The organism is Phytobacter sp. RSE-02 (assembly GCF_040578655.1).
GTDB lineage: Bacteria > Pseudomonadota > Gammaproteobacteria > Enterobacterales > Enterobacteriaceae > Phytobacter > Phytobacter diazotrophicus.
The window spans coordinates 27,428-51,795 of record NZ_JBEULY010000009.1 but is presented as its reverse complement, the minus strand read 5'-3'; the positions used below and the strand labels follow the sequence as shown (position 1 = coordinate 51,795).

Genomic DNA, 24,368 nt, shown 5'->3' with positions numbered 1-24,368 from the left:
ACTCTCACAGATAATAATTGAGGATAGTATGAAAAAATATGCCCTGGTCGGCACAGGTGGGCGCGCCGGATTATATATTTCTGCGATCGGCGGTCAGTGGAAAGACAATGCGCAACTGGTGGCGTTTTGCGATACCAACCAAACGCGAATGAATTACGCCAATACATTATTAAAAAACGAAGGCGCTGCTCCGGTATCCACCTGGAAAGCCGCGCAATTCGAGGCGATGATCCGCGAGACGCGTCCGGACATTATTATCGTCACCACCATGGACCGCACCCATGACGACTATATCGTACGGGCGCTGAAAGCGGGCTGCGATGTGATCACTGAAAAGCCGATGACCATTGATGAAAAACGGGCGCTCCGTATTCTCGATGCCATTGAAGAGACCGGGCACACCGTTCGCGTGGCGTTTAATTACCGCTATGCGCCGCACCACAGCAAAGTGCGCGAACTGCTGATGAACGGCACCATTGGCGAGGTTTACTCCGTCCACTTCGAATGGCTGCTCAACACCGAGCACGGCGCCGATTATTTTCGCCGCTGGCACCGGGAAAAACGCAACAGCGGCGGTTTGCTGGTCCACAAATCCACCCACCACTTCGACTTAATGAACTTCTGGCTCGATAGCTACCCGGAGCGCGTCTACGCCGAAGGCAGCCTGCGTTTTTACGGCAAAGAGAACGCGGAAAAACGGGGCGTGGCCGGGTTCTATCCACGCGCCCACGGCTATGCGATGGCCAAAGAAGACCCGTTTGCGCTGCACATGGCGGACAATCCGCAGCTTAAGGCGCTCTATCTGGACGCGGAGCATGAAGATCACTACTGGCGCGATCAGAGCGTATTCAGTGATGGCATCACCATCGAAGATACCCTTTCGGTGCTGGTGAAATACCAGAACCAGTGCCAGCTCAGCTATTCGCTGAATACGTATTTGCCATGGGAAGGGCTGAATGTGGTGTTTAACGGCAGCGAAGGCCGACTGGAGATGAAAATCGTCGAAAAATCGTATGTGAACGCCGGGGGCGAGCGCGCAAACGAGGGAAGTCTGGAGTCCTGCAATATTACTGTCTTCCCGATGTTTGCCGCCCCCCGGGAGGCCAGTTTTACCCTCGGCGAAGGCGGCCACGGCGGCGGTGATAACGCGATGCTTGCCGATCTGTTCGGCACGCCGGGTAACGATCCGCTCAGACGTGCCGCCGATCACCGCGCCGGGGCAATGTCGATCCTGACGGGCATCGCGGGCAATATTTCCATGCAACAGCAGCGCCCGGTCAATTTCCGTGAGTTCGAACTGGTATCGCGTTTGAAAAAAGAGGGCTAAAACAGTAGCCGCGCCACCAGCGGCGCGGCCAATACCGTCACCACGCCGGAGAGCATCATCACCAGGCTGGCGACGACGCCTTCCTGCTGGCCCAGCTCGTAGGAGCGGGCGGTTCCCGCGCCGTGAGACGCCGCACCAAACCCCGCGCCTTTTGCCATTCCTTCGCGAATGGAGAGGCGCAAAAAGAGCACATCCCCCACCGCCATGCCGAATACCCCGGTAATCACCACAAACAAAGCGACCAGATCCGGCTGTCCGCCCAATGGCCCTGCCGCCGCCAGCGCAAACGGCGTCGTCACCGAACGCACCGCCAGGCTGCGCTGAATGTCATCCGGCAGGGTAAAGAGACGCGCCAGCCAGACCGAACTGGTTACGGCGACCACCGTTGCGGTGATAACGCCTGCGGAAAGCGACATCCAGTGGCGACGAATCACCGCAAGGTTGTCATACACCGGTACGGCAAAGGCGATAGTCGCCGGGCCTAACAGCCAAAGCAGCCAGTGAGATTCACCGATATAACGCTGCCAGGAGATATGCCCGAACACCAGGATCAGTACCAGTAATATCGGGGTGAAGACTAACGGCATTAACGGGAGTTTATGGAACCGGCGGTACAGGCGCTTATTGAGAAAATAGATAACCAGCGTCATGACCAGGCAGAGCACGCTCAGGGCAAAATCATTCATGATTCAGCCTGCTGATTTCGAAGCGATAAACCTTATCAACCACCCAGGCTGTGGCCCCCAGCACCATCAGGGTACTCAGGGCAATCACGGCAAAAATACGCCAGCCTTCCACCATCAAAAGCTGAGTGTAATTCACCACGGCGACGACGGCAGGCACAAAGAACAGTAACATTTCGGCCAGTAGCCAGCGCGCACCGGCCCTCACCCAGCTAAGGGGAACCACGCGACAGACAATCAGCGCCAGCATCAGGATCATGCCAACCAGGTTAGCGGGAAGGGGAAGATGCAGCCACTGCACCAGATATTGCGCCACGATAAACAGCCCGGCATAGATAACAACCTGAACCGGCACCTGCAGTCGACGCACAATGGCAGGCGTAATACGACCTAACGCCATATCCATAGATAATTCTCGCGGAAATGAGACAGAGAGCACAGTATAGGGAGCCGCTACTCCATACTGAAATGAATTAAACTCATCGCAGGCATAGTTTAAAGGAATAATTATGGACATCAGAACGCTGCGCTATTTTGTGGAAGTGGTGCGTCAGCAAAGTTTCACTCGCGCAGCGGAACGGTTGTTCGTCACCCAGCCGACAATCAGTAAAATGTTGAAAAATCTTGAAGATGAGTTGAACTGCACGCTACTCATTCGCGATGGACGCAAATTACTTCTCACCGATACCGGGCGCGTGGTGTTCGAGCGCGGGCTGGCTATCCTTGCTGAGTTTCGCCAGCTTGAGGCAGAACTTGGTGATATCAACCATTTAAATAAAGGGCTGCTGCGCCTCGGCATCCCCCCAATGGTCGGAATGCTGATGGCCGGGCCGATAGGCCTGTTTCGCCAGCGCTATCCCGGCGTTGAGCTGAAAATCTCCGAGTTTGGCGGCCTGACGGTCCAGCAGGCGGTCACCAATGGCGAACTGGACCTGGCGATGACCGCCCTGCCTGTCGAGGAGGATAGCGGCCTTTCTACCCTGCCGCTATTCAGCCATCCGCTCTGTGTGCTGGTGCCGCGCTCCGGCGACTGGCTCAACATTCAGTCCATCACACCTGAACAGTTGGCCGGGCACCCGCTGCTCATCTATAACGAAGATTTCGCCCTCAGCCGCCAGCTTATGCAGCTCTTTAACGACCACGGCGTGAAACCGCGGATTGCCGTGCGTAGCGGGCAGTGGGATTTCCTGGCTGCGATGGTACAGGCCGGCGTAGGGATCGCGATTTTACCGGAGCCCATTTGCCAGCGCCTGGATAAACAGACGCTGCGCTGGGTTCCGCTGGAGAGTGATTTACGCTGGCATCTGGGGATGATTTGGCGTGAAGGAAGCTATCTTTCCCGCAGTGCACAAGCCTGGCTGCAATGCTGTGAAGGGTTCTGGGTGAATATGGATATTGCGGATGTGCCGCTGGGCGAAGGAAAGAAGTAATCAGACCTGGAATGCCCCGATAAGTGAATGCTATAGCCACAGCGAGCATAATCCATTGTCTTCTCCCCTTTGGGGCAAGGAGAATATGCGGCTCAGGAGGTGAACGGAATGACCATCAGAGCCGCATTTTCCCCCTCACCCTAACCCTCTCCCCAAAGAGGAAAGGGGACCGTTCGTGCTCGCATTTTGTGGGGATAAGGGAGAGGAAACTTACTTTTTCTCGATTAACAGCGCTTCCATCAAATCAAGATCGTGCAGCATCTTCTGTAACGTCTCATTGCTGATTTGCCGTGTCGCGCGCAGATGGTAAAGCTCGGCGCGTTCCGCACGCAGGGCCGCCAGGCGGAAACGGCGTTCAAGGTTCTCTTCCAGCAGCGAGCTTTCGGCGTTATTACGCCCATCCGCACGACGACGTAGATTACCAATCACCCTGGAACTCACTTCGGTGAGCAATTGGTTGTCGATATTCTCTTCGGCATCGGCTGCCATACGCTCTTCCATTTTCTGAATCGCGACAATCGCTACCTCGGCAATGATCGCCCGCGCCTGTCGTTCTTCATTGTACTGCTGGGAATGGTCACGCACTTCAATATGCTGCAACAGAGACGGCAGCGCCACAACGCCAACAAACAGCGAGAACAAAATCACCCCGGCGGCAAGGAACACCAGCTCATAACGTGCCGGAAAACCGATGCCATCAGGTAAAAACAGCGGAATAGACAGCACACCGGCCAGCGTAATCGCACCGCGCACACCTGCGAAGGTGGCAATCAGCAGTTCACGCGTACTCCAGGAACCAAACTCCATCGGTTTTTTGTGCAAAAAGCGCAGGCTGAATCTTTTCATCGTCCACAGCCAGCCAAAACGCACCAGCATCAGCGCGCAGTAAATCAGCACGATGTCGGTAAACAGCATCCAGGTTTCCACATTCGGATCGGCTTCTGCTGCTGCCAGCGAAGATTCGAGAATGCCCGGCAGTTGCAGGCCTAACAACAGGAACACCATGCCGTTAAAGACAAACTCCAGCATCGCCCAGGTGCTGTTGGCACGCAAACGCATAGCGAGCGGCGCAGTGCGCATCACGCCGGAGCGGGTAATCGTCATACCGGCGGCCACCGCGGCGAGGATACCGGAAAAGCCAATGTGTTCCGCAATCAGATAAGAAGCGAACGGCAGCAGGAACAGCAGCACGATTTGTGTAGCGGGCTCATCGCCACCCCAGCGACTCAGAAAACGCAGTGAACGACCGTACAGCCAGCTCACCACGAACCCGGCGAAAATACCGCCAATCGCCACTTTCAAAAATTCAACCGTCGCGCCGCCAATGGTAAACACCATCGTACCCATCGCTACCGACACGGCGAATTTGAGCGAGACCAGACCGGATGCGTCGTTCATCAACGCTTCGCCCTGTAAAATCCCCATGATTTTCTTCGGAATACGCCCTTCCCCCACAATGCCAGACAGCGCCACCGCATCGGTGGGCGACAGCACTGCCGCCAGGGCAAAAGCAGGCACCAGCGGAATGCCCGGTACCAGCCAGTAAATCAGAAAACCGATCCCGACGACGGTGACTACCACCAGCGCCAGCGCCAGGCCAAAGATCTCCCGGCCATGTTCAAGAAATTCACGCGTGGGCGTTTTCCAGCCATCGGCAAACAGTAATGGCGGAATAAACAGGACGAGGAACAGCTCCGGATCGAACTCCACATGCAACCCAAACGTGGGGAAAGCCAGCAGCGCACCAATGGCGATTTGCATAAGTGGAAGTGGGATTTGAAATGGCATTACTCGCGTGACCACGCCCGAGAGCGAAACCACTAAGGTCATGATGAGGATGGTAAAAAAGATTTCCATGCGTTCCCTGTTTGCGATGTTCTTATTAAGGCGTCATGCCTTGATGATAGAACATTCAGCTTAACGCAAAGGAAACAGGATGTGCGCAAAAAATGAAAACGGGCGGCCTGAGCCACCCGTTTTACACATGAGACAAGGGAATTAGATTGCCCAGCCGCCTGCGTAGAAGATAACCAGCGCCACGGCGATAACCACGGTACCGATATTCAGTTTACGGAAATCACCTGAGACCACGCGGCCAATTACCAGAGAGGCAAAGCCGATCATGATGCCGGTAACAATGTTACAGGTCAGCACGATGAATACTGCGGTGATAAGACCGGACATCGCATCAACAAAGTCGGCAAAGTCGATTTTCGCCACGTTGCTCAGCATCAGCAGACCTACGTACATCAGCGCTGGCGCAGTCGCATACGCCGGAACCAGGTAAGAGAGCGGAGAGAGGAACAGAATCAGCAGGAACAGCACGCCAACGGTGATCGCTGTCAGGCCGGTTTTACCGCCTGCCGCTGTACCTGCCGCAGACTCGATGTATACCGCCGCAGGCGCCGCGCCCACCAGACCGGAGAACACGCTGCTCAGGGAGTCGGTAGTCAGCGCTTTGCCGCCATCGATAATCTGGCCGTCTTTATCCAGCAGGTTCGCCTGACCGGCTACCGCACGGATAGTACCGGTCGCATCAAACACCGCCGTCATCACCAGCGCCAGTACGCTTGGCAGCACGACCGGATTCAGCGCGCCAACGATATCCAGGCTGCCGATCAGGGAGTTGCCTTTGTCATCGCTCAGCGATGGCATAGCGAAAATACCGGAGAAGTGCACGCTCGGGTCGAAGATGAGTCCGACAATAGAAACACCGATGATGGTCAGCAGGATGCCGCCCGGTACTTTCAGTTTTTCCAGACCGATGATGACCGCCAGGCCAATCAGCGACATGATCACCGGGAAGCTGGCGAAATGACCCAGCGTGACGGGCAGGCCGTCCAGCGGATTCTTGATAACCAGACCCACGCCGTTCGCCGCGATCAGCAGCAGGAACAGACCGATACCGATACCGGTGCCATGCGCAACACCTTGCGGCAGGTTGCGCAGGATCCAGCTACGAATGCCTGTTGCGGAAATGACGGTAAACAGCACACCCATCAGGAACACGGCACCCAGAGCGACCGGAACGCTGATATGTTGCCCCAGCACCAGGCTAAACGCGGTGAACGCGGTCAGGGAGATAGCGCAACCGATAGCCAGTGGCAGGTTTGCCCACAGGCCCATGACGATCGAACCTACACCGGCAACCAGACAGGTAGCGACGAACACCGCCGCTGGCGGGAAGCCCGCTTTACCGAGCATGCCAGGCACAACGATAACGGAATAGACCATCGCCAGAAACGTGGTTAAACCAGCAACGATTTCCTGACGAACAGTACTGCCGCGAGTAGAAATTTTAAATAAGGCGTCAAGCGAACCGCCGGTACGCGCAGAAGGCGTAGACATAGGAAACATCCCCTGAGAGTTTTTATCTTTCGTTGATATGCGAGGCGGACAGTGTCCACTGCCTGTTAAACGTCGTCTCCCTGAGCTGCGATGTGACGAAGGGGTGTCACAAAAAGCAAACGATTAACTCCGCGCATACAAAACGGTTGGTCAAAAAAGGCAAACGATTATCCAGCGTTTAGATACCGCTTTTCAACTGAACTTTGCCGCTTTTTGCTAATTTTCGCTTATGACGACGAAGAATTGACCGACCGATGCGCAAACGTTATCGTCCCTGCGCAACTTTGCAACATTTCACGATCAATATTACGTACCGGGGAGATCCAAAGGGCCGCCCTGCTCAATCGCCCGTTGCCAGGCCGGGCGCATTTCAACTCTCTTTTTCCATGACTGGGTATGCGGAAGATCGGCAATGCCGCCGCGTGACAGTAACGCGAAAATCGGAAAACTCATCTGAATGTCGGCCATGCTTAACTGCTCTCCGGCAAACCAGGGCTTCGCGGCAAGTTGCGACTCGATATAACGCGCGTGGGTTTCAATTTGCTTGTTTAGCCAGGCTTTCTGGATGCCCTGACCAAGCATTTTTCCTATCGTTCGCACACCAAACGGTACGGGTGGTTTACCTAGACTGGCAAAAACCAGCTTCATCAATAATAAAGGCATCAGCGATCCTTCGGCGTAGTGCAGCCAAAAGCGATACTGCTGACGCATCTCTCTATCTTCAGGCTTAAGCAGGCTGTTTGTATCGTAGGTCTCCTGCAGGTATTCCAGAATTGCGCCGGATTCAGCGAGGATCAGACCGTCGTCTTCCAGTACCGGTGATTTGCCCAGCGGGTGCACTTTCTTAAGTGACGCAGGGGCCAGCATGGTTTTTTCACGTTGATAATGAATGAGTTGATACGGTAAACCCAGTTCTTCCAGCGCCCACAGAATGCGCTGAGAACGAGACTGGTTCAGGTGGTGAACTTTAAGCATGGCAGGCTCCCGCTGAGTTATTCGAATTAACTATAGAAAAGCTTGCTCTTTGGATGAAAAATTTCCTAAAAAAAAGCGTCATGATGTGGCGAAATTTTCGCCATTGCCTAGACTAAAAGTGTCAGCACAATCCGGAACCTCCAACATGATGAGGGGTGCTGATGTCGGGGGAAACCCTCCCATAACAGAATGGGATAGAGAGAAAGACAAAGACCGGACCGACTAAAGCGCCCCAGTTGGGCGCTTTAGTTTTTTGTATTGCTGTAGCCCCGGTAAGCGCCACCGCCACCGGGGGAATATGTCTCTTTGGCTAATCGCCTTCCAGCAGCCTTGCCCCTGTCCCCTGAGCGCCTAACTGGTCTCCTGGGTTTCGCAGCGGGCAATCACTATGCGACAGACAACCACAGCCAATACACCCATCCAAATCATCACGTAACGCCACCAACGTGTGAATACGTCTGTCCAGTTCCTCGCGCCACTGCGACGAAAGGTGCTTCCACTCTTTCGCGCTCAGCGTATGTCCTTCCGGCAATACACCAAACGCATCGCCGATGGTCGACAGAGGGATACCAATACGCTGGGCGATTTTAATGATCGCCACATAGCGCAGCACATCGCGCGTATAGCGCCGCTGGTTACCGGCATTACGGGTACTTTTTATAAGCCCTTTGCTTTCATAAAAATGCAGTGCGGAAACGGCCACCCCGCTGCGTTTCGCCACTTCACCCGGTGTGAGCAGCGCCTTGAGACGTGGTGTTCTCTTTTCCATAAAACCTCTTTACCTCAAGTTAACTTGAGGAATTATACTCCACCGCAGACAAAACGACGAATCGAGAAAGAGGCAGCTCTATGTCCCATCAGCAAATTATTCAGACCCTTACGGAATGGATTGATGAACATATCGACCAACCGTTGAACATTGATGTAGTCGCCAGAAAGTCAGGTTATTCAAAATGGTATTTGCAGAGAATGTTTCGTACCGTGATGCATCAGACGCTGGGAGATTACATTCGTCAGCGCCGTCTGTTACTGGCTGCGGAAGCACTGCGTACTACGCGGCGTCCCATTTTTGATATTGCGATGGATCTGGGTTACGTTTCGCAACAAACGTTTTCACGCGTGTTTCGTCGGGAATTTGATCGGACTCCCAGCGACTATCGCCACCAGGCGTAAGTGTCGCCGGGATGATTACTTTAGCGAAGGTGGCTGCGCGACCCAGGCTTTAAATTCCTGCGGCGGCAGAGCCTTCGCAAAATGCCAGCCCTGACAGTACTGCACACCGCGCTTAAGTAACCAGGTTACCTGTTCTGCTGTTTCCACCCCTTCCGCGATAATTTTCAGACGCAGACTGTGCGCCATCTCAATGATGTGTTCGGCGATCAGGTGGCTGGTACTGTTGGTCGTCAGCGTATCGATAAAGGATTTATCAATCTTTAAAATATCGACGTTGAGGGAGTACAGATTGTGCAAGTTCGAGTAACCGGTTCCGAAGTCATCAATCGCCACTTCGTAACCCGCATGGCGAAACGCCTGAATGACCGGCGTGGTTTTAGGAACATCAATAAACCCACGTTCGGTTACTTCGATTTTAATTTGTTCCGCGCGAACAGAATGTTCCCTGGTTTTATTGGTAATAAGTGCAATCAGGCGGGAAGAATGGAAATCGACGGCTGACAGATTAATCGAAATATAAAGATGCGGCCATGCCGCTAAGAATTCTCCTAGATCATTAAAGACTTCATCAACGACATAATCGGTAACCCGCTCAATCATTCCTTCTTTCTCTGCCAGCGGAATGAATTCCGCCGGGCTCATTACCGGACCATTAAAACCCGGCCAGCGCAATAATGCTTCTGCGCCTACGCATTGGCCGTTTTTGATATCAATAATGGGCTGGTAATGAAGTTCAAGCTGGTGTTTGGTTAATGCTCTGTGCAGCATTCGTCGTGGAGAGTTAAACTCCTGCCGTGTTCGCGACCACATCAATAAAATAATAATGCTACAAATCATGCCTAACGGCAGTGTTAATGTCGCCTGATGATAAAGATACTGAAAATAAGTGTCGCTGGAGGTCGAAACAATGATTGCAATTGGACGTTTATCAGAATGGTCTATTGTGTAAAAGCGACCATTCTCTTGAAAAGTAAGATCATTTTTACGGACGAGCTTATCCAGCGTTTGTAGATCGGCCTGATCACTGACGGAAAAAAAGAGACCCGTTACCGTATCGTAAATACCATAAGCCAGCGTGCTGTCGTCTGACATCACCTCGCTGTAGGAAAGCGGATTAACTACCGCGACATAATTTCCTTTCTGCATATAGACCATTTTATATCCGGGATAAAATGGCGTATCACGATAGTAATAAATAGAGATGGCTGGCTTTTTTTTATACTCGGGAGGCGAAATAGCATACGATTGCGTAGGGTAAAAAGCTGTCGAGCATAAAAACTGTTCGCCGCGCGCGTATATTAAATCGGCAACATACAGGCTACCGCGAATGATATTGAGCATGTAGTTACGATGCTCAGGGGAACAAACCTGACCTTGATATTTTTCAGCGGAGCTTCGGGCCAGGTCGACTTGTCCGATAACCCGTTCAGTTTTATCTAAAGCAAGTTGCGCAAAAGAACGAAGATGTATACCTGTTTCTTTTACTGCACGGATGTGAGCAAACCATAGCGACAGCATCACCGGTAGGAGCACTACCATGATGATCCCGACGACTCTCAGCATCTTACGCTGCGCGCTATGATTCATTTCCGCCTATATCCCTGCATTTAGTGTGCCTGTAATGAAGGCAGGATGCTTTGATAAACAGGTGATTACGTTGCATGAATCATACGACATTAGCAACTTACTTTTTTCATTAAAAACCTAATATTTGGTTATGACGATAATATTTGCCCGTAAGGCAAACTAAAAGTATGCGTTGTGTTTATATTAAGGAAAATATTTATCCAGTCGCCAGTCAGGGTTTTTAGTTTACGCAACAGACAATAGTTGATTAAGTCAAACTCTCCGCAGGATAAAAAAAAGACAGGCCGATCGGGTATTTTTTCATCTATTGCGTAGCCTTCCGGAAGGGAGCCGGGAATATTTATAAAATTGCTTCTGCAATCACAGTTCGGCTACGTCCGGTACGCTTCGCGTCGTACAGTGCATCGTCCGCAAGCGTAAGCAAAACTGAAGTATCGGACACCCCTCCGGTGACAAACACAACACCTGCGCTAAAGGATAAGGTGATCTTTTCATCCCCGTTAAAAAGCGGTTTATCGACCAGCGCAGCGCGAATCTTTTGGCTAAAACGCAGCGCAGTCTGACTGTCAGTTTGCGGTAATAAAATCAGAAATTCCTCTCCTCCCAGACGACCTAACGCGTATTCCGGCGTGCTGAGCTCACGGATTTTCTCGCAAAAATGATGCAGTGCCGCATCTCCCGTAAGGTGGCCCCAGCGATCGTTGATGTTTTTAAAATGGTCCAGATCCAACATGAGGATACTGAAATGACTTTCGGGATCTCCCGGCTCACAGGCGGCAAGCGCCTCTCTGAACTGCCGTAATATAGAGAACCTGTTAAAGCACCCCGTCAGATCATCGGTCGTCGCTTTCACCGCCAGTTGCTGCTCAGCCTTCTTACGTTCGGTAATATCCAGCCCAATACTGAGAATGGATTTATCCGGAAGCAAAATATTTGACCACAATACGGTTAATACTTCGCCCGTGCGCCTTACCGGATGCCATTCATACATATCCACTGCAGGCGAAGCGCTGACAGAAGCCCGGACCTTATGACGGACCTCATCATCAGGGAAAAACAATGCTAATGGATCAGGTTCACAGTTTAACTCCTCAATTGACCAACCAAACAGCCGTTCGCACTCCCCATTCCATAATATACAGCGGTTGTTTTTATCGAATGAATTCATTAATACAGGGGCGCGGTCAAATAAGACTTTATATTGCGCGACAATGCGATGCATTTCTCTGGTCATGCGTTCTTTAGCAATAATACCGGCGAGATAATCTTTTAATTTCTCGACAAGAATGATCACCACACTTTTAATGATACTCATTGAAAATAACGGCTGCGGAAACGCCAGAAAGAAATATCCTTCTACTCCATGAGCACTTGAAATTAATTTGCAAAGAATACCACCGTGAAATTTATCAGCAGCATGGTGAGTAGGCGAAAATAATATTGTGCCAACCTGTCGTCGCCAACAAATAACACGCCACGCATGTTGGTTGCGCCGCAATTGCGACTGTTCCAGAAAGGTTTGCGCATCGCCCAGGGTGCATGGAATCTGCCCCGCGCTCTCATGCTGGAAATCTCCATCCTGTTCTACCACAACCCAAGAAAGCGTTGAACCTACGGCACTATTAATTGCCTGTAAAATTTCTTTTAGCGTGCGTTGTGCACTGAAGCATGGCATCAACTTCGCCAGGATAGTAAGCGCCACCGCGCCATCATCCACAGGAATGGCGGTATTTTCTTTTTTCATTTTTTTTCAGTCACAGATGATTAAACACCGGACCATACCCACAATGAGCTGTACAGGAAAAAAACGAAAAACTAAATTCAGAAGACCAACGCTGATTTACAAAAAATGCAGCGAAATGCGTTTAAAAGACGCCAGTTGAGGATATATCCATGCAGATCAGAAATCTTAAAAAGACATCCAGATATATATAGCTATTCGATCAAGAATAATCGACTTTCCAAAAAGTGCCAACCCAGGCAAAATATGCAAAAAATCATAAAGTTACTATCTTTATGAATTTATTAACATTCTTATTCTTCATAGCAAAACGCTATCATCACGTCCGGGTAATCCCTACGCCCTCTAACAAAATGCCCCTTTGCACAGAAAATTTTGCTCATTTGCACACTGGCGAATAAAAGAACAAATGTGATATAGTTCACACATTCTTGAGACAGGGAACACTGTTTCAATGTAGAACGTTACTTCTGCAGATTTTCTGCGCCTGCACACATCGCTCAGGCTCATGGCGTCACCCACCTGTGCCTGAAAGTTTTCTTTCGAGGATCGTTTTCATGGCTACATTAACCACCAGTGTCGTTCTTCTTCGTTGGCAGATACTGAGTGCAGTGCTGATGTTTATGGCCAGCACATTGAACATTCGCTTTCGTAAAGCAGATTATATTGGTCTGGCTGTGATAAGCAGCGGCCTTGGTCTGGTAGCAGCCTGCTGGTTCGCAACGGGCCTGCTGGGCATTACGATGGTCGATGTCCATGCCGTCTGGCACAACGTCATCAATATCATGACGGAGATGTCAGAGAAATCTTCCCCCGAATGGCCGATGGTGATTACCTGACAGCAATCCCTTCTTTAGTAAAAAGCTCCCGCGTGGAGCTTTTTTATTGTCAAAGTTCCGCTGACACGAAAAGTGACAAATAACGCCTGCAAATAACAAAAAACCCCGCAGTGCGGGGTTTTGTCGATACGTTTCCCATAACGGGTCGCGCTGATAAGGCCGATGGCCTGCACTCAGAACGGAATATCGTCGTCAAAGTCCATCGGCGGTTCGTTAGACGGTGCCGGCGAAGACTGCTGTGGGCGAGATTGCGCGCCGCCGCTGAACTGGTTACCGCCCTGCGGCTGCTGAGGTTGGCCCCAGCCGCCCTGCTGGCCCTGACCGCCGCCCATATTGCCGCCAGCCGGAGCACCGCCACCCTGACGGCCACCAAGCATCTGCATGGTACCGCCCACGTTAACCACGACTTCGGTAGTGTATTTCTCGGCGCCGGACTGATCGGTCCATTTGCGGGTACGCAGTTGACCTTCAATATAGACCTGAGAACCTTTACGCAGGTACTCACCGGCCACTTCTGCCAGTTTGCCGAACAGCACAACGCGGTGCCATTCAGTCTGCTCTTTCATTTCACCGGTCGCTTTATCACGCCAGGATTCGGAAGTCGCCAGCGTAATGTTGGCCACTGCACCACCACTCGGCATATAGCGTACTTCCGGGTCCTGGCCCAGATTACCGACGAGAATCACCTTGTTTACGCCTCTGCTGGCCATGATCGTGTCTCCTGAAAACATTTCTAAATAGTGTAAGCGCGGGAGTGTACCATTTCCATGCGACATGTTCATAGCTGCGAAGGATCTTCCAGAGTTGTCGCGCGGACTCAACATTGTTGCACATCCCCTCTGAATTTGCATTCCAATACTGTATATCCAGCCAGGTTAAATTGTGTCATAATTAGCCGTTTCTGACCGCCGGTTGTCCTTCCAATCGACCAGGCATGCCGAGTTATTACCGGGAAAGGTGAATGGATAAGATCGAAGTACGGGGCGCGCGCACCCATAATCTCAAAAACATCAACCTCGTCATTCCACGCGACAAACTGATTGTCGTTACCGGTCTGTCGGGTTCGGGTAAATCGTCACTGGCTTTCGACACTCTGTATGCCGAAGGGCAGCGTCGCTACGTTGAGTCTCTTTCCGCTTATGCCCGTCAGTTTCTTTCGCTGATGGAAAAGCCTGACGTTGACCACATTGAAGGGCTCTCTCCTGCTATTTCTATCGAGCAGAAGTCGACCTCGCATAACCCGCGTTCCACCGTCGGGACCATTACCGAAATTCATGACTATCTGCGTCTATTGTTTGCCCGTGTAGGTGAACCGCGCTGCCCGGACCATGACGTTCCGCTGGCGGCACAGACCGTGAGCCAGATGGTCGACAATGTGCTGGCGCAGCCGGAAGGCAAACGTCTGATGCTGCTGGCGCCGGTAATAAAAGAACGTAAAGGCGAACACACCAAAACGCTGGAAAACCTGGCAAGCCAGGGTTATATCCGCGCGCGTATTGACGGTGAAGTCTGCGACCTTTCCGATCCGCCGAAGCTGGAGCTGCAAAAGAAACACACCATTGAAGTCGTGATTGACCGCTTCAAAGTGCGCGAGGATCTGGCGCAACGTCTGGCAGAGTCCTTCGAAACGGCGCTGGAGCTTTCCGGTGGCACGGCAGTGGTCGCCGACATGGACGATCCCAAAGCCGAAGAGCTGCTTTTCTCGGCCAATTTCGCCTGCCCGATTTGCGGCTACAGCATGCGCGAGCTGGAACCGCGCCTGTTCTCGTTCAACAACCCGGCAGGCGCCTGCCCGACCTGTGACGGGCTCGGCGTGCAGCAGTATTTCGACCCTGACCGCGTGATTCAGAACCCCGAGCTATCGCTGGCGGGTGGCGCAATTCGCGGCTGGGATCGCCGTAACTTCTACTATTTCCAGATGCTGAAATCGCTGGCGGACCACTACAAATTTGATGTGGAAGCACCGTGGGACAGCCTCAGCCCAACCGTGCATAAAGTGGTGCTGTTCGGATCCGGCAAAGAGAGTATTGAATTCAAGTACATGAACGATCGTGGCGATACCTCCGTGCGCCGCCATCCGTTCGAAGGCGTGCTGCACAATATGGAACGTCGCTATAAAGAGACGGAATCCAGCGCGGTACGCGAAGAGCTGGCGAAATTTATCAGCAACCGTCCCTGCGCCACTTGCGACGGTACGCGCCTGCGCCGCGAAGCCCGCCATGTTTTCGTTGAAAATACGCCGCTGCCGACCATCTCGGACATGAGCATCGGTCACGCTATGGACTTCTTCAATAATCTGAAGCTGTCCGGCCAGCGCGCAAAAATCGCTGAAAAAGTACTCAAAGAGATTGGCGATCGCCTGAAATTCCTGGTGAACGTCGGCCTGAATTACCTGACGCTTTCCCGTTCCGCGGAAACCCTTTCCGGCGGCGAGGCGCAGCGTATCCGTCTGGCAAGCCAGATTGGCGCAGGTCTGGTGGGCGTCATGTATGTGTTGGATGAACCGTCAATCGGCCTGCATCAGCGTGATAACGAACGTCTGCTCGGTACGCTGATCCACCTGCGTAATCTCGGTAACACGGTCATCGTGGTCGAACATGATGAAGATGCCATTCGCGCCGCAGATCACGTGATCGATATTGGCCCCGGCGCAGGGGTGCATGGTGGTCAGGTCGTCGCCGAAGGCCCGCTGGAGGCGATTATGGCAGTGCCTGAATCCCTCACCGGGCAGTATATGAGCGGCAAACGCCAGATCGCCGTCCCGAAAAATCGCGTTAAAGCCGATCCGGAAAAAGTGCTTAAACTGACCGGGGCACGCGGCAATAACCTGAAAGACGTGACGCTGACGCTACCGGTAGGGCTGTTCACCTGTATTACCGGTGTTTCCGGTTCGGGTAAATCCACCCTGATTAACGACACGCTGTTCCCGATCGCTCAGCGCCAGTTAAACGGTGCCACCATCGCCGAACCCGCGCCTTATCGTGATATTCAGGGGCTGGAGCATTTCGACAAAGTGATCGATATCGACCAGAGCCCGATTGGCCGTACGCCACGTTCCAACCCGGCGACCTATACCGGCGTTTTCACTCCGGTTCGTGAACTGTTTGCCGGCGTGCCGGAATCCCGTTCGCGCGGCTACACTCCAGGGCGTTTCAGTTTTAACGTCCGTGGTGGACGCTGCGAAGCCTGTCAGGGTGATGGCGTAATCAAAGTTGAGATGCACTTCCTGCCGGATATCTACGTGCCGTGCGACCAGTGCAAAGGCAAGCGCTATAACCGCGAAACGCTGGAGATTAAATACAAAGGCAAAACCATCCATGAAGTGCTGGATATGACCATCGAAGAAGCCCGTGAATTCTTTGATGCCGTCCCGGCGCTGGCGCGCAAGCTGCAAACATTGATGGACGTGGGCCTGACGTACATCCGTCTGGGTCAGTCAGCCACCACGCTTTCCGGCGGTGAGGCGCAGCGCGTGAAGCTGGCGCGCGAGCTGTCGAAACGTGGCACCGGCCAAACGCTCTATATTCTGGATGAACCGACCACCGGCCTGCACTTTGCCGATATTCAGCAACTGCTGGACGTTCTGCACCAGTTGCGTGACCAGGGCAATACCATCGTGGTCATTGAGCATAACCTGGACGTCATCAAAACCGCAGACTGGATTGTCGATCTCGGTCCGGAAGGCGGCAGCGGAGGCGGGGAAATTCTCGTTTCCGGCACACCAGAAACCGTCGCCGAGTGTGAAGCCTCACACACGGCGCGATTCCTGAAACCGATGCTGAAATAATCTTCCGGGCTGAATTACGCCCTGGATGATGCGGAGTAAAGCTGTTGCCTGATCTGTTCAGGCAACAGTTCTATCGCCTGTTTGTATGAGGCGTCCACAAGGTAGTAAATCTGTGAATCCGGTAGCGAACCGTCGAGATAGACGGTGCTCCAGTGCGCTTTGTTCAGGTGTTTGCTTGGGCGCACGTCGCTATGCTGCTGACGCAGTAGTTCAGCCAGTTCCGGGCTGGTTTTCAAGGACGCAGCCGGGCGGCCTTCCACCTCTTTCACCATCGCAAACAGCACGTCAGACACTTTTATCTGCGTGGCCTTCCAGTCGCTGTGTACGCTCTGCTCTGCACCCGGCTTCGCCATGCAATACTGCAATAACTCCGAAATTGTCATCTTTATTCCCCTTGTAGCGTCGCGATGATTTTTCGCGAACCGCCGTGGATACGATGCTCTCCCAGCCAAATCCCCTGCCACGTCCCAAGCTGAACGCGCCCGCTGGCGACAGGAAGTAATAACGACACACCCAGCATGGAAGACTTGATATGCGAAGGCATATCGTCCGCGCCTTCGTAGTCATGCTCGTAGTGGGCGTTATCCGGCACCGCTCGCAGAAAATGCTGCTCCATATCGTGACGTACGGTGGGGTCACAGTTTTCATTGAGGGTGAGAGAAGCGGAAGTATGCTGGAGGAGCAGATGCAACAAGCCTGTTCTGATGCGGGACAGATCATGGATCTGCCCCAGCACCTCATCAGTGATCAGATGAAAACCCCGGGGTTTTGCCCCGAGAACAAGAGTCTGTTGATACCACATCTGCTGCTTCCTTTTAAAAGACGAATCTTTTTAAGTGTGCAGCAAGTCGGCGAAAGGTAAAACCCGACAGAACAGATTTGCTTAAAAAAACAACAATTCAATCTTAATATTCGGAATTTACGATCACCTCTTCACCAAACGCCCCGGCTTGTGGCAGCGGGCGGTAGGTTGAATTCGAAGCGCGCAGGATACGTATCGGGCGGGCTTCACTCGCTTTCGCCGCCGTAATGTCTTCATCCGAATCGCCGTAAAAGATTTTGATTTGCTTGTCGGCCAGCCACTGCGTCTTGCTGTTCTGCCCGTCTTTCACGCCGGCAAAAATCACCGGATTCATATTCGCCGCCGGAATCAAAAAATCGTCCTGCAAGGTTTTGGTCACGCTTTCCGTCGCCGTCTGCGTGCGTCCGGTAATGAAGTAAATGCTGTCGCCGCGTTTCACATGCAGCGCGATCAGCGCCCGTGCGATCTCTTTAGGAATACTGAACTCATCCCAGCCGTTGTTCATTTTTTCCCAGAACTCTGGGTTCTGGAGATAGGCTTCACTGTCCGGGGAGTACATTTTTTTACCGCGCCAAAAGCCGGGGCTGGAAAACAGGACCGTATCGTCGATATCAAACCCGACGGCCATCGGAGGGCGGTCCACCAGGCTGTGTTCGATCTGTGCGACGGAGACCCAGTGAATGGGCGCTTGTTCGGCCAGTTTGGCAACGTTGGTGCCAGTGCTATCCGGAGTCGGCGTAGAAGCCTGAGCAAAGAAAGCACCGGTGAGCGAAAACGATAAGCAGAGGGCTAATGTGAACTTTCGCATGTTTATCCCTAAATTTTCAGTCCGTTATTGTCAGATAGCGTGCTAAGCATCAAAAAGCTCTCTGACCATACCCTCAGGGACGGGTGAAAGAAAGGCGTTTCTGCGGTTTCATCATCATAAACCGGAATATTTGTAGCAGGATCGCGCCATTTTCCTCCCTGACGGGAGGAAAATATGCGTCGTTTACATTACAGCAGCAAATGCCTGAGCAACGCGATGCACATTGCGGCTATTAAGCCCGGCAACGCACATACGCCCGCTGGCAATGAGGTAGACACCAAACTCTTCACGCAGACGATCAACTTGTGCAGCGCTCAGACCGGTGTAGCTGAACATGCCGCGCTGTTTAAGCAGATAGTCAAAATTTCGCCCCGGAACGGCCTCTTTCAGCACGTTCACCAGTTCCTGACGCATAGCCAGTATGCGCGTACGCATTGTCTCGACCTCTGCCAGCCATGAGGCTTTCAGCGCCGTATCGCCGAGCACCGTCGCAACAACCTGCGCACCGAAATTCGGCGGACTGGAGTAGTTACGACGCACCGTCGCTTTCAACTGCCCCAGGACGCGAGAGGCCGTTTCCGCATCTTCGCAGACAATGGAGAGACCGCCTACGCGCTCGCCATAGAGTGAGAAAATTTTGGAGAACGAGTTGCTGACCAGCGCTGGTAAACCCGCATTAGCAATCGCCCGGATCGCATAGGCGTCTTCTTCCATACCGCCGCCAAAGCCCTGGTAGGCAATGTCGAGGAAAGGAATCAGGTTGCGGGCTTTCAGCACGTTTACCACCTCATCCCACTGCGCATTCGTTAAATCTGAACCGGTTGGGTTGTGGCAGCACGGATGCAGCAGAACGATGCTCTTCTCCGGCAGGGTAGCGAGTTTTTCCAGCAGCGCGGTAAAGCGCACGCCATTGGTTTCACTGTCGAACCAGGGATAGGTGCTGACCTTAAAGCCCGCGCCTTCAAAAATGGCGACATGGTTTTCCCAGGTGGGATCGCTGACCCACACACCGGACTCCGGGAAGTAGCGTTTCAGGAAATCAGCACCCACTTTGAGCGCACCGGAGCCGCCCAGTGTCTGGATCGTTGCAACGCGTTTTTGCGCCACCACCGGATGTTCCGCACCAAACAATAGCGGCACAATGGTGTGGCGATAAGTAGTCAGACCTTCCATCGGCAGATAGAGAGACGCACCCTGCGGCTGGGCATTGAGGCGGGCTTCCGCTTCGGCAACAGCCTGTAGCTGCGGGATGATGCCATCTTCGTTGTAATACAACCCGATGCTGAGGTTAACTTTGTCGCTGCGCGGGTCTTCTTTAAAACGCTCCATCAGGCTAAGGATGGGGTCGCCAGCGTAGGCGTCAACTTTTTGAAACACGAGGTGGTTCTCCAGGTTTACAGTAGGAAGGATAAGACACAATAAACCGGAAGCGAGAGAAGGTCGAGCGGGATGTGTGTACTGAGTTCGGGCAATGTCGTCTGATGCCCTCACCCCGGCCCTCTCCCACAGGGAGAGGGAGAAAACCAAACGCCAGCGCGGGCAAAATCATATCCCGGATAAGGCGCTTGCGCCGCATCCGGGGAGAGTCGACGCTGCGTTAATCGACGTATTTCAGGGCAGCGCGCGATGTCAGGCGCGTAATTAATTCATAGGCACTGATCCCGGTGGCTTCCGCAATGCGCTCGACGGGTAAACCTTCCCCCCAAAACACTACCGGATCTCCGGCGGTATCTTGCGCATCCGGGCCCAAATCGACGCAAATCATATCCATCGCCACCCGACCAACAATCGGGACTTCGCGACCGTTAACCAGCACAGGCGTACCAGACGGCACCGAACGCGGATAACCATCGCCATAGCCCATCGCCACCACCCCAAGGCGCGTGTCGCGCTCACTCACCCAGGTTCCGCCATAACCGACCGCATCCCCCGCTTTATGCTCGCGCACGGCAATCAGGCTGGAGGTCAACGTCATCGCGGGCTGGAAGCCAAAATCTTCCCCCCACGGGTGGCGATCAAGCGGCGAAACACCATACAGAATGATGCCGGGGCGCACCCAGTCAAAATGGGCCTGCGGCCACAGCAGCGTGCCACCGGATGCAGCAAGAGAACGCTGCCCCGGTTTGCCGTCGCTAAAGGTGGTGAAAATATCGAGCTGACGTTCTGTCACACCACAGTCCGGCTCATCGGCACGGGCAAAGTGGCTGACAATATTCACCGGCTGGCGCACATTTTTGCACTGGCTCAGACGCTGGTAAAACGCCTCGGCCTCAGACGGGTGAAAGCCCAGACGGTGCATACCGGTATCAAGCTTCATCCACACGGTAACAGGCTCATCCAGATGCGCCACTTCCAGCGCCGTGAGTTGTTCCACGCTATGCACCACCGTATCAAGATGGTGAGCAGACACCAGAGGGAGCTCGTCAGCGGTAAAAAACCCTTCGAGCAACAGGATGCGATGGGTAATGCCCCCCTCACGCAGGCGAAGGGCCTCTTCGAGACGGGCGACGCCGAAAGCATCGGCATCGGGGAGCGTTCGCGCGGTCTCAAGAAGACCGTGTCCGTAGGCGTTCGCTTTCACAATCGCAACCAGGCGGCTGGCGGGAGCCAGTTCGCGCAGACGTTGAAGGTTGTGTCGCAGAGCGCGGCGGTTGACTACAACAGTTGCCGCTTGCATTTGAATTCCTTGCCTTTAAGAAAAATAAACCATCCTCTAAATCATTTGAGTTGCAGCAAGGCGGCAAGGCCATGCATCTCCGGGGACGTAGCCAACACCGCTGCAGCTCAAAGGATGACGAGGATTATTCGTCGTCGTATTGTGGACCCGCATAATTATCAAAACGGGACCACTGTCCGTTAAAGGTCAAACGTACCGTACCGATCGGGCCGTTACGTTGCTTACCAATAATGATTTCAGCGATCCCTTTTAAGTCGCTGTTTTCGTGATAAACCTCATCACGATAAATAAACATGATCAAGTCGGCGTCCTGCTCGATAGAGCCGGACTCACGCAGGTCGGAGTTGACCGGGCGTTTATCCGCACGCTGTTCCAGTGAGCGGTTAAGCTGCGACAGCGCAACAACCGGCACCTGCAACTCTTTCGCCAGTGCTTTCAGAGAGCGGGAAATCTCCGCGATCTCCAGAGTACGGTTGTCGGACAGCGACGGCACGCGCATCAGTTGCAGGTAGTCGATCATGATAAGCCCGATCCCACCATGCTCACGGGCAACACGTCGGGCACGGGAACGCACCTCGGTCGGCGTCAGGCCGGACGAGTCATCAATATAGATATTGCGTTTTTCCAGCAGGATGCCCATGGTGCCGGAAATACGGGCCCAGTCCTCGTCATCAAGCTGACCGGTACGAATGCGCGTCTGGTCCACACGTGACAGGGAGGCCAGAGAACGCATCATAATCTGCTCTGAGGGCATCTCAAGACTGAAGACGAGAACCGGTTTATCTTGCAACATCGCCGCGTTTTCAACGAGGTTCATCGCAAAGGTGGTTTTCCCCATGGATGGACGCGCGGCGACAATGATCAGATCTGATGGCTGCAGACCCGCCGTTTTCTTGTTGAGGTCATCGTAGCCCGTATTCACGCCAGTAACGCCGTCGTGAGGCTGCTGGAACAGCAGCTCAATACGCGCAACGGTCGCCTCAAGCACATCCGCGATGTTTTTCGGGCCTTCGTCTTTATTGGCGCGGCTTTCCGCAATTTTGAAAACCCGTGACTCAGCAAGGTCGAGCAGGTCTTCACTGGTGCGCCCCTGAGGGTCGAAACCCGCATTGGCGATCTCATTGGCAACGGAGATCATCTCGCGCACAACGGCACGTTCACGCACGATGTCTGCGTAAGCGCTGATGTTCGCCGCACTTGGCGTGTTTTTGGACAGTTCAGCCAGATAAGCAAAGCCGCCGACGATATCCAACTGCCCTTGCAGTTCCAGCGATTCTGCCAGCGTAATCAGGTCAATGGGTTTACCCATCTCCTGTAGACGGTGCATCTCAGTAAAGATATGGCGATGCGGGCGGGTGTAGAAGTCATCCGCCACAACGCGCTCGGCAACATCGTCCCAGCGCTCGTTATCCAGCATTAAACCGCCCAACACCGACTGTTCCGCTTCAATGGAATGGGGCGGCACTTTCATCCCCTCGACCTGAAAATCGCGGGGTTCAGTCTGTTTGTTGAAGGGTTTATTTCCTGCCATAGTGAATGGAGTTACCAACGTAATGAATGGTTCGAAAGATTATCATTCGGGAGGAAGCATGGCGACAAGAATTGAATTTCACAAGCATGGTGGCCCTGAGGTATTGCAAGCTGTCGAGTTTAATCCCACCGATCCGGCGGAAAATGAAGTCCAGGTCGAAAACAAAGCCATAGGGATTAATTATATCGACACCTATATTCGCAGTGGGCTGTATCCACCCCCGTCATTGCCGAGCGGTCTGGGGACCGAGGCGGCTGGCGTGGTCAGTAAAGTGGGTTCTGGCGTCAAACATGTCAAAGCGGGCGATCGCGTGGTGTACGCCCAATCCGGGCTTGGTGCCTACAGCTCCGTGCACAATGTCCTGGCAGACAAAGTCGCTATTCTGCCCAATGCCATCTCGTTCGAGCAGGCGGCTGCCTCCTTCCTGAAAGGGCTCACTGTCTTTTATCTGCTGCGCAAAACGTACGAAATTAAACCTGATGAAGCATTCCTGTTCCATGCGGCGGCGGGTGGCGTAGGGCTGATTGCCTGCCAGTGGGCGAAGGCGCTGGGGGCAAAATTGATCGGTACTGTCGGCTCCGCGCAGAAAGCACAGCGGGCCTTACAGGCTGGCGCATGGCAGGTGATTAACTATCGCGAAGAAAACATTGTTGAGCGCGTAAAAGAGATAACCAACGGGAAAAAAGTCCGCGTCGTGTATGACTCGGTGGGTAAAGACACCTGGGAAGACTCCCTCGATTGCCTGCAGCGCCGTGGCCTGATGGTGAGCTTTGGTAACGCCTCCGGACCGGTATCAGGCGTCAACCTGGGTATTCTCAACCAGAAAGGTTCGCTGTATGCGACCCGCCCTTCCCTCAACGGCTACGTAACAAATCGCGAAGAGCTTGAAGAGGCCAGCAATGAACTGTTCTCGCTGATTGCCAGCGGCGTGATCAAAGTGGAAGTGGCGCAATCGCAGAAATTTGCCCTCACCGACGCACGACGCGCACACGAGGTTCTGGAAAGCCGCGCAACGCAAGGGTCGAGCCTGTTGATTCCGTAAACGTTGCAGGCAGGCGGCGGCCTGGGTGCTTACTCAAGTCAGTGAACGGGATGAATGAGCGCAGGTAATGTATCTACGGCCTGAAGTGTGGCGTCGGTAGAAAGAATTAGGGCTTCCCGAAGGAAGCCCATTCTTTTTTTAGTTCGGCTGTATGTAGGGTACAGCTCGATGAATTCGTTAACGCGGCGATAGTGACAGATTTGATAAGTAAATCCTATTCGGTTCTTAGCAAAGCGCCCGGAAAAGTGTCGAGGTTGTGATCAAGTACTCAATACTTTAGTAACGCCAACGGTTATTGCGCTGATATTGAGGAATTTTTGGCGTTTTGACTGCCCGGATAATCCACACCACCGCAACCGCCAGTAACAGCCAGGGCAACAGCTTGATCATCAACGCAAAAAGGCCGCCCAAAAACATCACTGCGGTTGCCACCAGCAGTGCAGCCAGAATACCCAGCAATGAAACACCGGTGGCAAGTAGCACAACAAAAAAGCCGATAACAAACAGTAATTCCAACATGGCGTCTCCTGGTAAACAGATAATGGCATCGGGACGATGACTTACCAAATGCATTACAAGAAGCGTGCCACTTTTAGTTTATTGATTTATAAAAGAAAA

The 24,368-nt window shown here is 53.1% G+C and carries 22 protein-coding genes; 6 read left to right on the top strand and 16 right to left on the bottom strand.

Features of this window, described 5'->3' with window-relative positions:
* The first annotated feature begins 28 nt into the window (after positions 1-28).
* Positions 29-1,327, top strand: coding sequence for a Gfo/Idh/MocA family oxidoreductase (locus ABU190_RS18325; RefSeq protein WP_354692080.1), 1,299 nt, complete (start codon positions 29-31; stop codon positions 1,325-1,327).
* On the opposite strand, the gene ABU190_RS18320 is transcribed toward ABU190_RS18325, so the two are convergent.
* On the bottom strand, positions 1,324-2,013 hold the full coding sequence (locus ABU190_RS18320) for an LrgB family protein (protein WP_039077887.1): 690 nt from the start codon (positions 2,011-2,013) through the stop codon (positions 1,324-1,326). The two genes, ABU190_RS18325 and ABU190_RS18320, sit on opposite strands and share 4 nt — an antisense overlap.
* Positions 2,006-2,416 carry a CidA/LrgA family protein gene (locus ABU190_RS18315; protein ID WP_039077888.1) on the bottom strand — a complete coding sequence of 137 codons (411 nt, stop codon included), beginning with the start codon at positions 2,414-2,416 and terminating at the stop codon, positions 2,006-2,008. Before ABU190_RS18315 ends, ABU190_RS18320 begins: the two co-directional genes overlap by 8 nt.
* 103 nt (positions 2,417-2,519) lie before the next feature.
* On the opposite strand from ABU190_RS18315, the gene ABU190_RS18310 reads away from it, so the two are divergent.
* The gene (locus tag ABU190_RS18310; RefSeq protein ID WP_039077889.1) at positions 2,520-3,440 is read left to right on the top strand and encodes a LysR family transcriptional regulator; all 921 of its coding nucleotides are present in this window, start codon (positions 2,520-2,522) and stop codon (positions 3,438-3,440) included.
* Between the two features lie 210 nt (positions 3,441-3,650).
* Here ABU190_RS18310 and ABU190_RS18305 read toward each other — a convergent pair whose 3' ends face one another.
* The 4 genes from ABU190_RS18305 to soxR form a co-directional block, all read right to left on the bottom strand.
* The gene (locus ABU190_RS18305; RefSeq protein WP_354692079.1) at positions 3,651-5,297 is read right to left on the bottom strand and encodes a Na+/H+ antiporter; all 1,647 of its coding nucleotides are present in this window, start codon (positions 5,295-5,297) and stop codon (positions 3,651-3,653) included.
* Between the two features lie 141 nt (positions 5,298-5,438).
* Positions 5,439-6,788: a guanine/hypoxanthine transporter GhxP gene (gene ghxP / locus ABU190_RS18300; RefSeq protein WP_354692078.1), complete on the bottom strand. Its 1,350-nt coding sequence runs from the start codon at positions 6,786-6,788 to the stop codon at positions 5,439-5,441.
* Positions 6,789-7,094: 306 nt separating this feature from the next.
* Positions 7,095-7,763 carry a glutathione S-transferase gene (locus ABU190_RS18295; protein ID WP_354692077.1) on the bottom strand — a complete coding sequence of 223 codons (669 nt, stop codon included), beginning with the start codon at positions 7,761-7,763 and terminating at the stop codon, positions 7,095-7,097.
* Positions 7,764-8,073: 310 nt separating this feature from the next.
* Complete coding sequence (gene soxR / locus ABU190_RS18290) at positions 8,074-8,532, bottom strand: redox-sensitive transcriptional activator SoxR (protein ID WP_039077893.1); 459 nt, start codon at positions 8,530-8,532, stop codon at positions 8,074-8,076.
* Positions 8,533-8,612: 80 nt separating this feature from the next.
* On the opposite strand from soxR, the gene soxS reads away from it, so the two are divergent.
* Positions 8,613-8,936: a superoxide response transcriptional regulator SoxS gene (gene soxS, locus ABU190_RS18285; protein ID WP_039077894.1), complete on the top strand. Its 324-nt coding sequence runs from the start codon at positions 8,613-8,615 to the stop codon at positions 8,934-8,936.
* A gap of 15 nt (positions 8,937-8,951) precedes the next feature.
* Here soxS and ABU190_RS18280 read toward each other — a convergent pair whose 3' ends face one another.
* Together ABU190_RS18280 and ABU190_RS18275 are read right to left on the bottom strand one after the other, a co-directional pair.
* Positions 8,952-10,523, bottom strand: coding sequence for an EAL domain-containing protein (locus tag ABU190_RS18280; RefSeq protein WP_354692076.1), 1,572 nt, complete (start codon positions 10,521-10,523; stop codon positions 8,952-8,954).
* A 340-nt stretch (positions 10,524-10,863) separates the two neighbouring features.
* The gene (locus ABU190_RS18275; protein ID WP_354692075.1) at positions 10,864-12,267 is read right to left on the bottom strand and encodes a sensor domain-containing diguanylate cyclase; all 1,404 of its coding nucleotides are present in this window, start codon (positions 12,265-12,267) and stop codon (positions 10,864-10,866) included.
* A gap of 554 nt (positions 12,268-12,821) precedes the next feature.
* On the opposite strand from ABU190_RS18275, the gene ABU190_RS18270 reads away from it, so the two are divergent.
* Positions 12,822-13,103 carry a YjcB family protein gene (locus tag ABU190_RS18270; protein WP_039077897.1) on the top strand — a complete coding sequence of 94 codons (282 nt, stop codon included), beginning with the start codon at positions 12,822-12,824 and terminating at the stop codon, positions 13,101-13,103.
* A gap of 173 nt (positions 13,104-13,276) precedes the next feature.
* Here ABU190_RS18270 and ssb1 read toward each other — a convergent pair whose 3' ends face one another.
* A complete protein-coding gene (ssb1, locus tag ABU190_RS18265) occupies positions 13,277-13,813 on the bottom strand; it encodes a single-stranded DNA-binding protein SSB1 (protein ID WP_354692074.1) in 537 nt (178 codons plus the stop codon).
* A 251-nt stretch (positions 13,814-14,064) separates the two neighbouring features.
* On the opposite strand from ssb1, the gene uvrA reads away from it, so the two are divergent.
* On the top strand, positions 14,065-16,890 hold the full coding sequence (gene uvrA, locus ABU190_RS18260) for an excinuclease ABC subunit UvrA (RefSeq protein ID WP_039077899.1): 2,826 nt from the start codon (positions 14,065-14,067) through the stop codon (positions 16,888-16,890).
* Positions 16,891-16,904: 14 nt separating this feature from the next.
* Here the strand turns inward: uvrA and ABU190_RS18255 are convergent, their stop codons facing one another.
* The 6 genes from ABU190_RS18255 to dnaB form a co-directional block, all read right to left on the bottom strand.
* Entirely contained in the window at positions 16,905-17,273 is a 369-nt protein-coding gene (locus ABU190_RS18255) for an MmcQ/YjbR family DNA-binding protein (RefSeq protein ID WP_039077900.1), read from the bottom strand.
* A 2-nt stretch (positions 17,274-17,275) separates the two neighbouring features.
* The gene (locus ABU190_RS18250; protein WP_354692073.1) at positions 17,276-17,692 is read right to left on the bottom strand and encodes a secondary thiamine-phosphate synthase enzyme YjbQ; all 417 of its coding nucleotides are present in this window, start codon (positions 17,690-17,692) and stop codon (positions 17,276-17,278) included.
* 103 nt (positions 17,693-17,795) lie between these two features.
* Entirely contained in the window at positions 17,796-18,500 is a 705-nt protein-coding gene (aphA, locus tag ABU190_RS18245) for an acid phosphatase AphA (protein ID WP_108702192.1), read from the bottom strand.
* 183 nt (positions 18,501-18,683) lie between these two features.
* Positions 18,684-19,877 (bottom strand): aromatic amino acid transaminase, encoded by a 1,194-nt coding sequence (gene tyrB / locus ABU190_RS18240; RefSeq protein WP_354692072.1) that lies wholly within the window; start codon positions 19,875-19,877, stop codon positions 18,684-18,686.
* 220 nt (positions 19,878-20,097) lie between these two features.
* Entirely contained in the window at positions 20,098-21,177 is a 1,080-nt protein-coding gene (alr, locus tag ABU190_RS18235) for an alanine racemase (protein ID WP_354692071.1), read from the bottom strand.
* A 124-nt stretch (positions 21,178-21,301) separates the two neighbouring features.
* Positions 21,302-22,708: a replicative DNA helicase gene (gene dnaB, locus ABU190_RS18230; protein WP_039077905.1), complete on the bottom strand. Its 1,407-nt coding sequence runs from the start codon at positions 22,706-22,708 to the stop codon at positions 21,302-21,304.
* 58 nt (positions 22,709-22,766) lie between these two features.
* Here dnaB and ABU190_RS18225 point away from each other — a divergent pair, with 58 nt between their 5' ends.
* Entirely contained in the window at positions 22,767-23,750 is a 984-nt protein-coding gene (locus tag ABU190_RS18225) for a quinone oxidoreductase (RefSeq protein WP_039077906.1), read from the top strand.
* A 276-nt stretch (positions 23,751-24,026) separates the two neighbouring features.
* On the opposite strand, the gene pspG is transcribed toward ABU190_RS18225, so the two are convergent.
* Positions 24,027-24,269, bottom strand: coding sequence for an envelope stress response protein PspG (gene pspG / locus ABU190_RS18220; protein ID WP_039077907.1), 243 nt, complete (start codon positions 24,267-24,269; stop codon positions 24,027-24,029).
* Positions 24,270-24,368: the final 99 nt, after the last annotated feature.

Excerpts from the sequence above, each read along its gene's own strand:
- ABU190_RS18320 (WP_039077887.1), bottom strand. The coding sequence starts at position 2,013 with ATGAATGATTTTGCCCTGAGCGTGCTCTGCCTGGTCATGACGCTGGTT.
- dnaB (WP_039077905.1), bottom strand. The coding sequence starts at position 22,708 with ATGGCAGGAAATAAACCCTTCAACAAACAGACTGAACCCCGCGATTTT.
- pspG (WP_039077907.1), bottom strand. The coding sequence starts at position 24,269 with ATGTTGGAATTACTGTTTGTTATCGGCTTTTTTGTTGTGCTACTTGCC.
- ABU190_RS18280 (WP_354692076.1), bottom strand. The coding sequence starts at position 10,523 with ATGAATCATAGCGCGCAGCGTAAGATGCTGAGAGTCGTCGGGATCATC.
- ABU190_RS18275 (WP_354692075.1), bottom strand. The coding sequence starts at position 12,267 with ATGAAAAAAGAAAATACCGCCATTCCTGTGGATGATGGCGCGGTGGCG.
- ABU190_RS18295 (WP_354692077.1), bottom strand. The coding sequence starts at position 7,763 with ATGCTTAAAGTTCACCACCTGAACCAGTCTCGTTCTCAGCGCATTCTG.
- soxS (WP_039077894.1), top strand. The coding sequence starts at position 8,613 with ATGTCCCATCAGCAAATTATTCAGACCCTTACGGAATGGATTGATGAA.
- aphA (WP_108702192.1), bottom strand. The coding sequence starts at position 18,500 with ATGCGAAAGTTCACATTAGCCCTCTGCTTATCGTTTTCGCTCACCGGT.
- uvrA (WP_039077899.1), top strand. The coding sequence starts at position 14,065 with ATGGATAAGATCGAAGTACGGGGCGCGCGCACCCATAATCTCAAAAAC.
- ABU190_RS18270 (WP_039077897.1), top strand. The coding sequence starts at position 12,822 with ATGGCTACATTAACCACCAGTGTCGTTCTTCTTCGTTGGCAGATACTG.
- ABU190_RS18225 (WP_039077906.1), top strand. The coding sequence starts at position 22,767 with ATGGCGACAAGAATTGAATTTCACAAGCATGGTGGCCCTGAGGTATTG.
- ABU190_RS18250 (WP_354692073.1), bottom strand. The coding sequence starts at position 17,692 with ATGTGGTATCAACAGACTCTTGTTCTCGGGGCAAAACCCCGGGGTTTT.
- soxR (WP_039077893.1), bottom strand. The coding sequence starts at position 8,532 with ATGGAAAAGAGAACACCACGTCTCAAGGCGCTGCTCACACCGGGTGAA.
- ABU190_RS18310 (WP_039077889.1), top strand. The coding sequence starts at position 2,520 with ATGGACATCAGAACGCTGCGCTATTTTGTGGAAGTGGTGCGTCAGCAA.
- alr (WP_354692071.1), bottom strand. The coding sequence starts at position 21,177 with ATGCAAGCGGCAACTGTTGTAGTCAACCGCCGCGCTCTGCGACACAAC.
- ssb1 (WP_354692074.1), bottom strand. The coding sequence starts at position 13,813 with ATGGCCAGCAGAGGCGTAAACAAGGTGATTCTCGTCGGTAATCTGGGC.
- ghxP (WP_354692078.1), bottom strand. The coding sequence starts at position 6,788 with ATGTCTACGCCTTCTGCGCGTACCGGCGGTTCGCTTGACGCCTTATTT.
- ABU190_RS18305 (WP_354692079.1), bottom strand. The coding sequence starts at position 5,297 with ATGGAAATCTTTTTTACCATCCTCATCATGACCTTAGTGGTTTCGCTC.
- ABU190_RS18255 (WP_039077900.1), bottom strand. The coding sequence starts at position 17,273 with ATGACAATTTCGGAGTTATTGCAGTATTGCATGGCGAAGCCGGGTGCA.
- ABU190_RS18315 (WP_039077888.1), bottom strand. The coding sequence starts at position 2,416 with ATGGATATGGCGTTAGGTCGTATTACGCCTGCCATTGTGCGTCGACTG.
- ABU190_RS18325 (WP_354692080.1), top strand. The coding sequence starts at position 29 with ATGAAAAAATATGCCCTGGTCGGCACAGGTGGGCGCGCCGGATTATAT.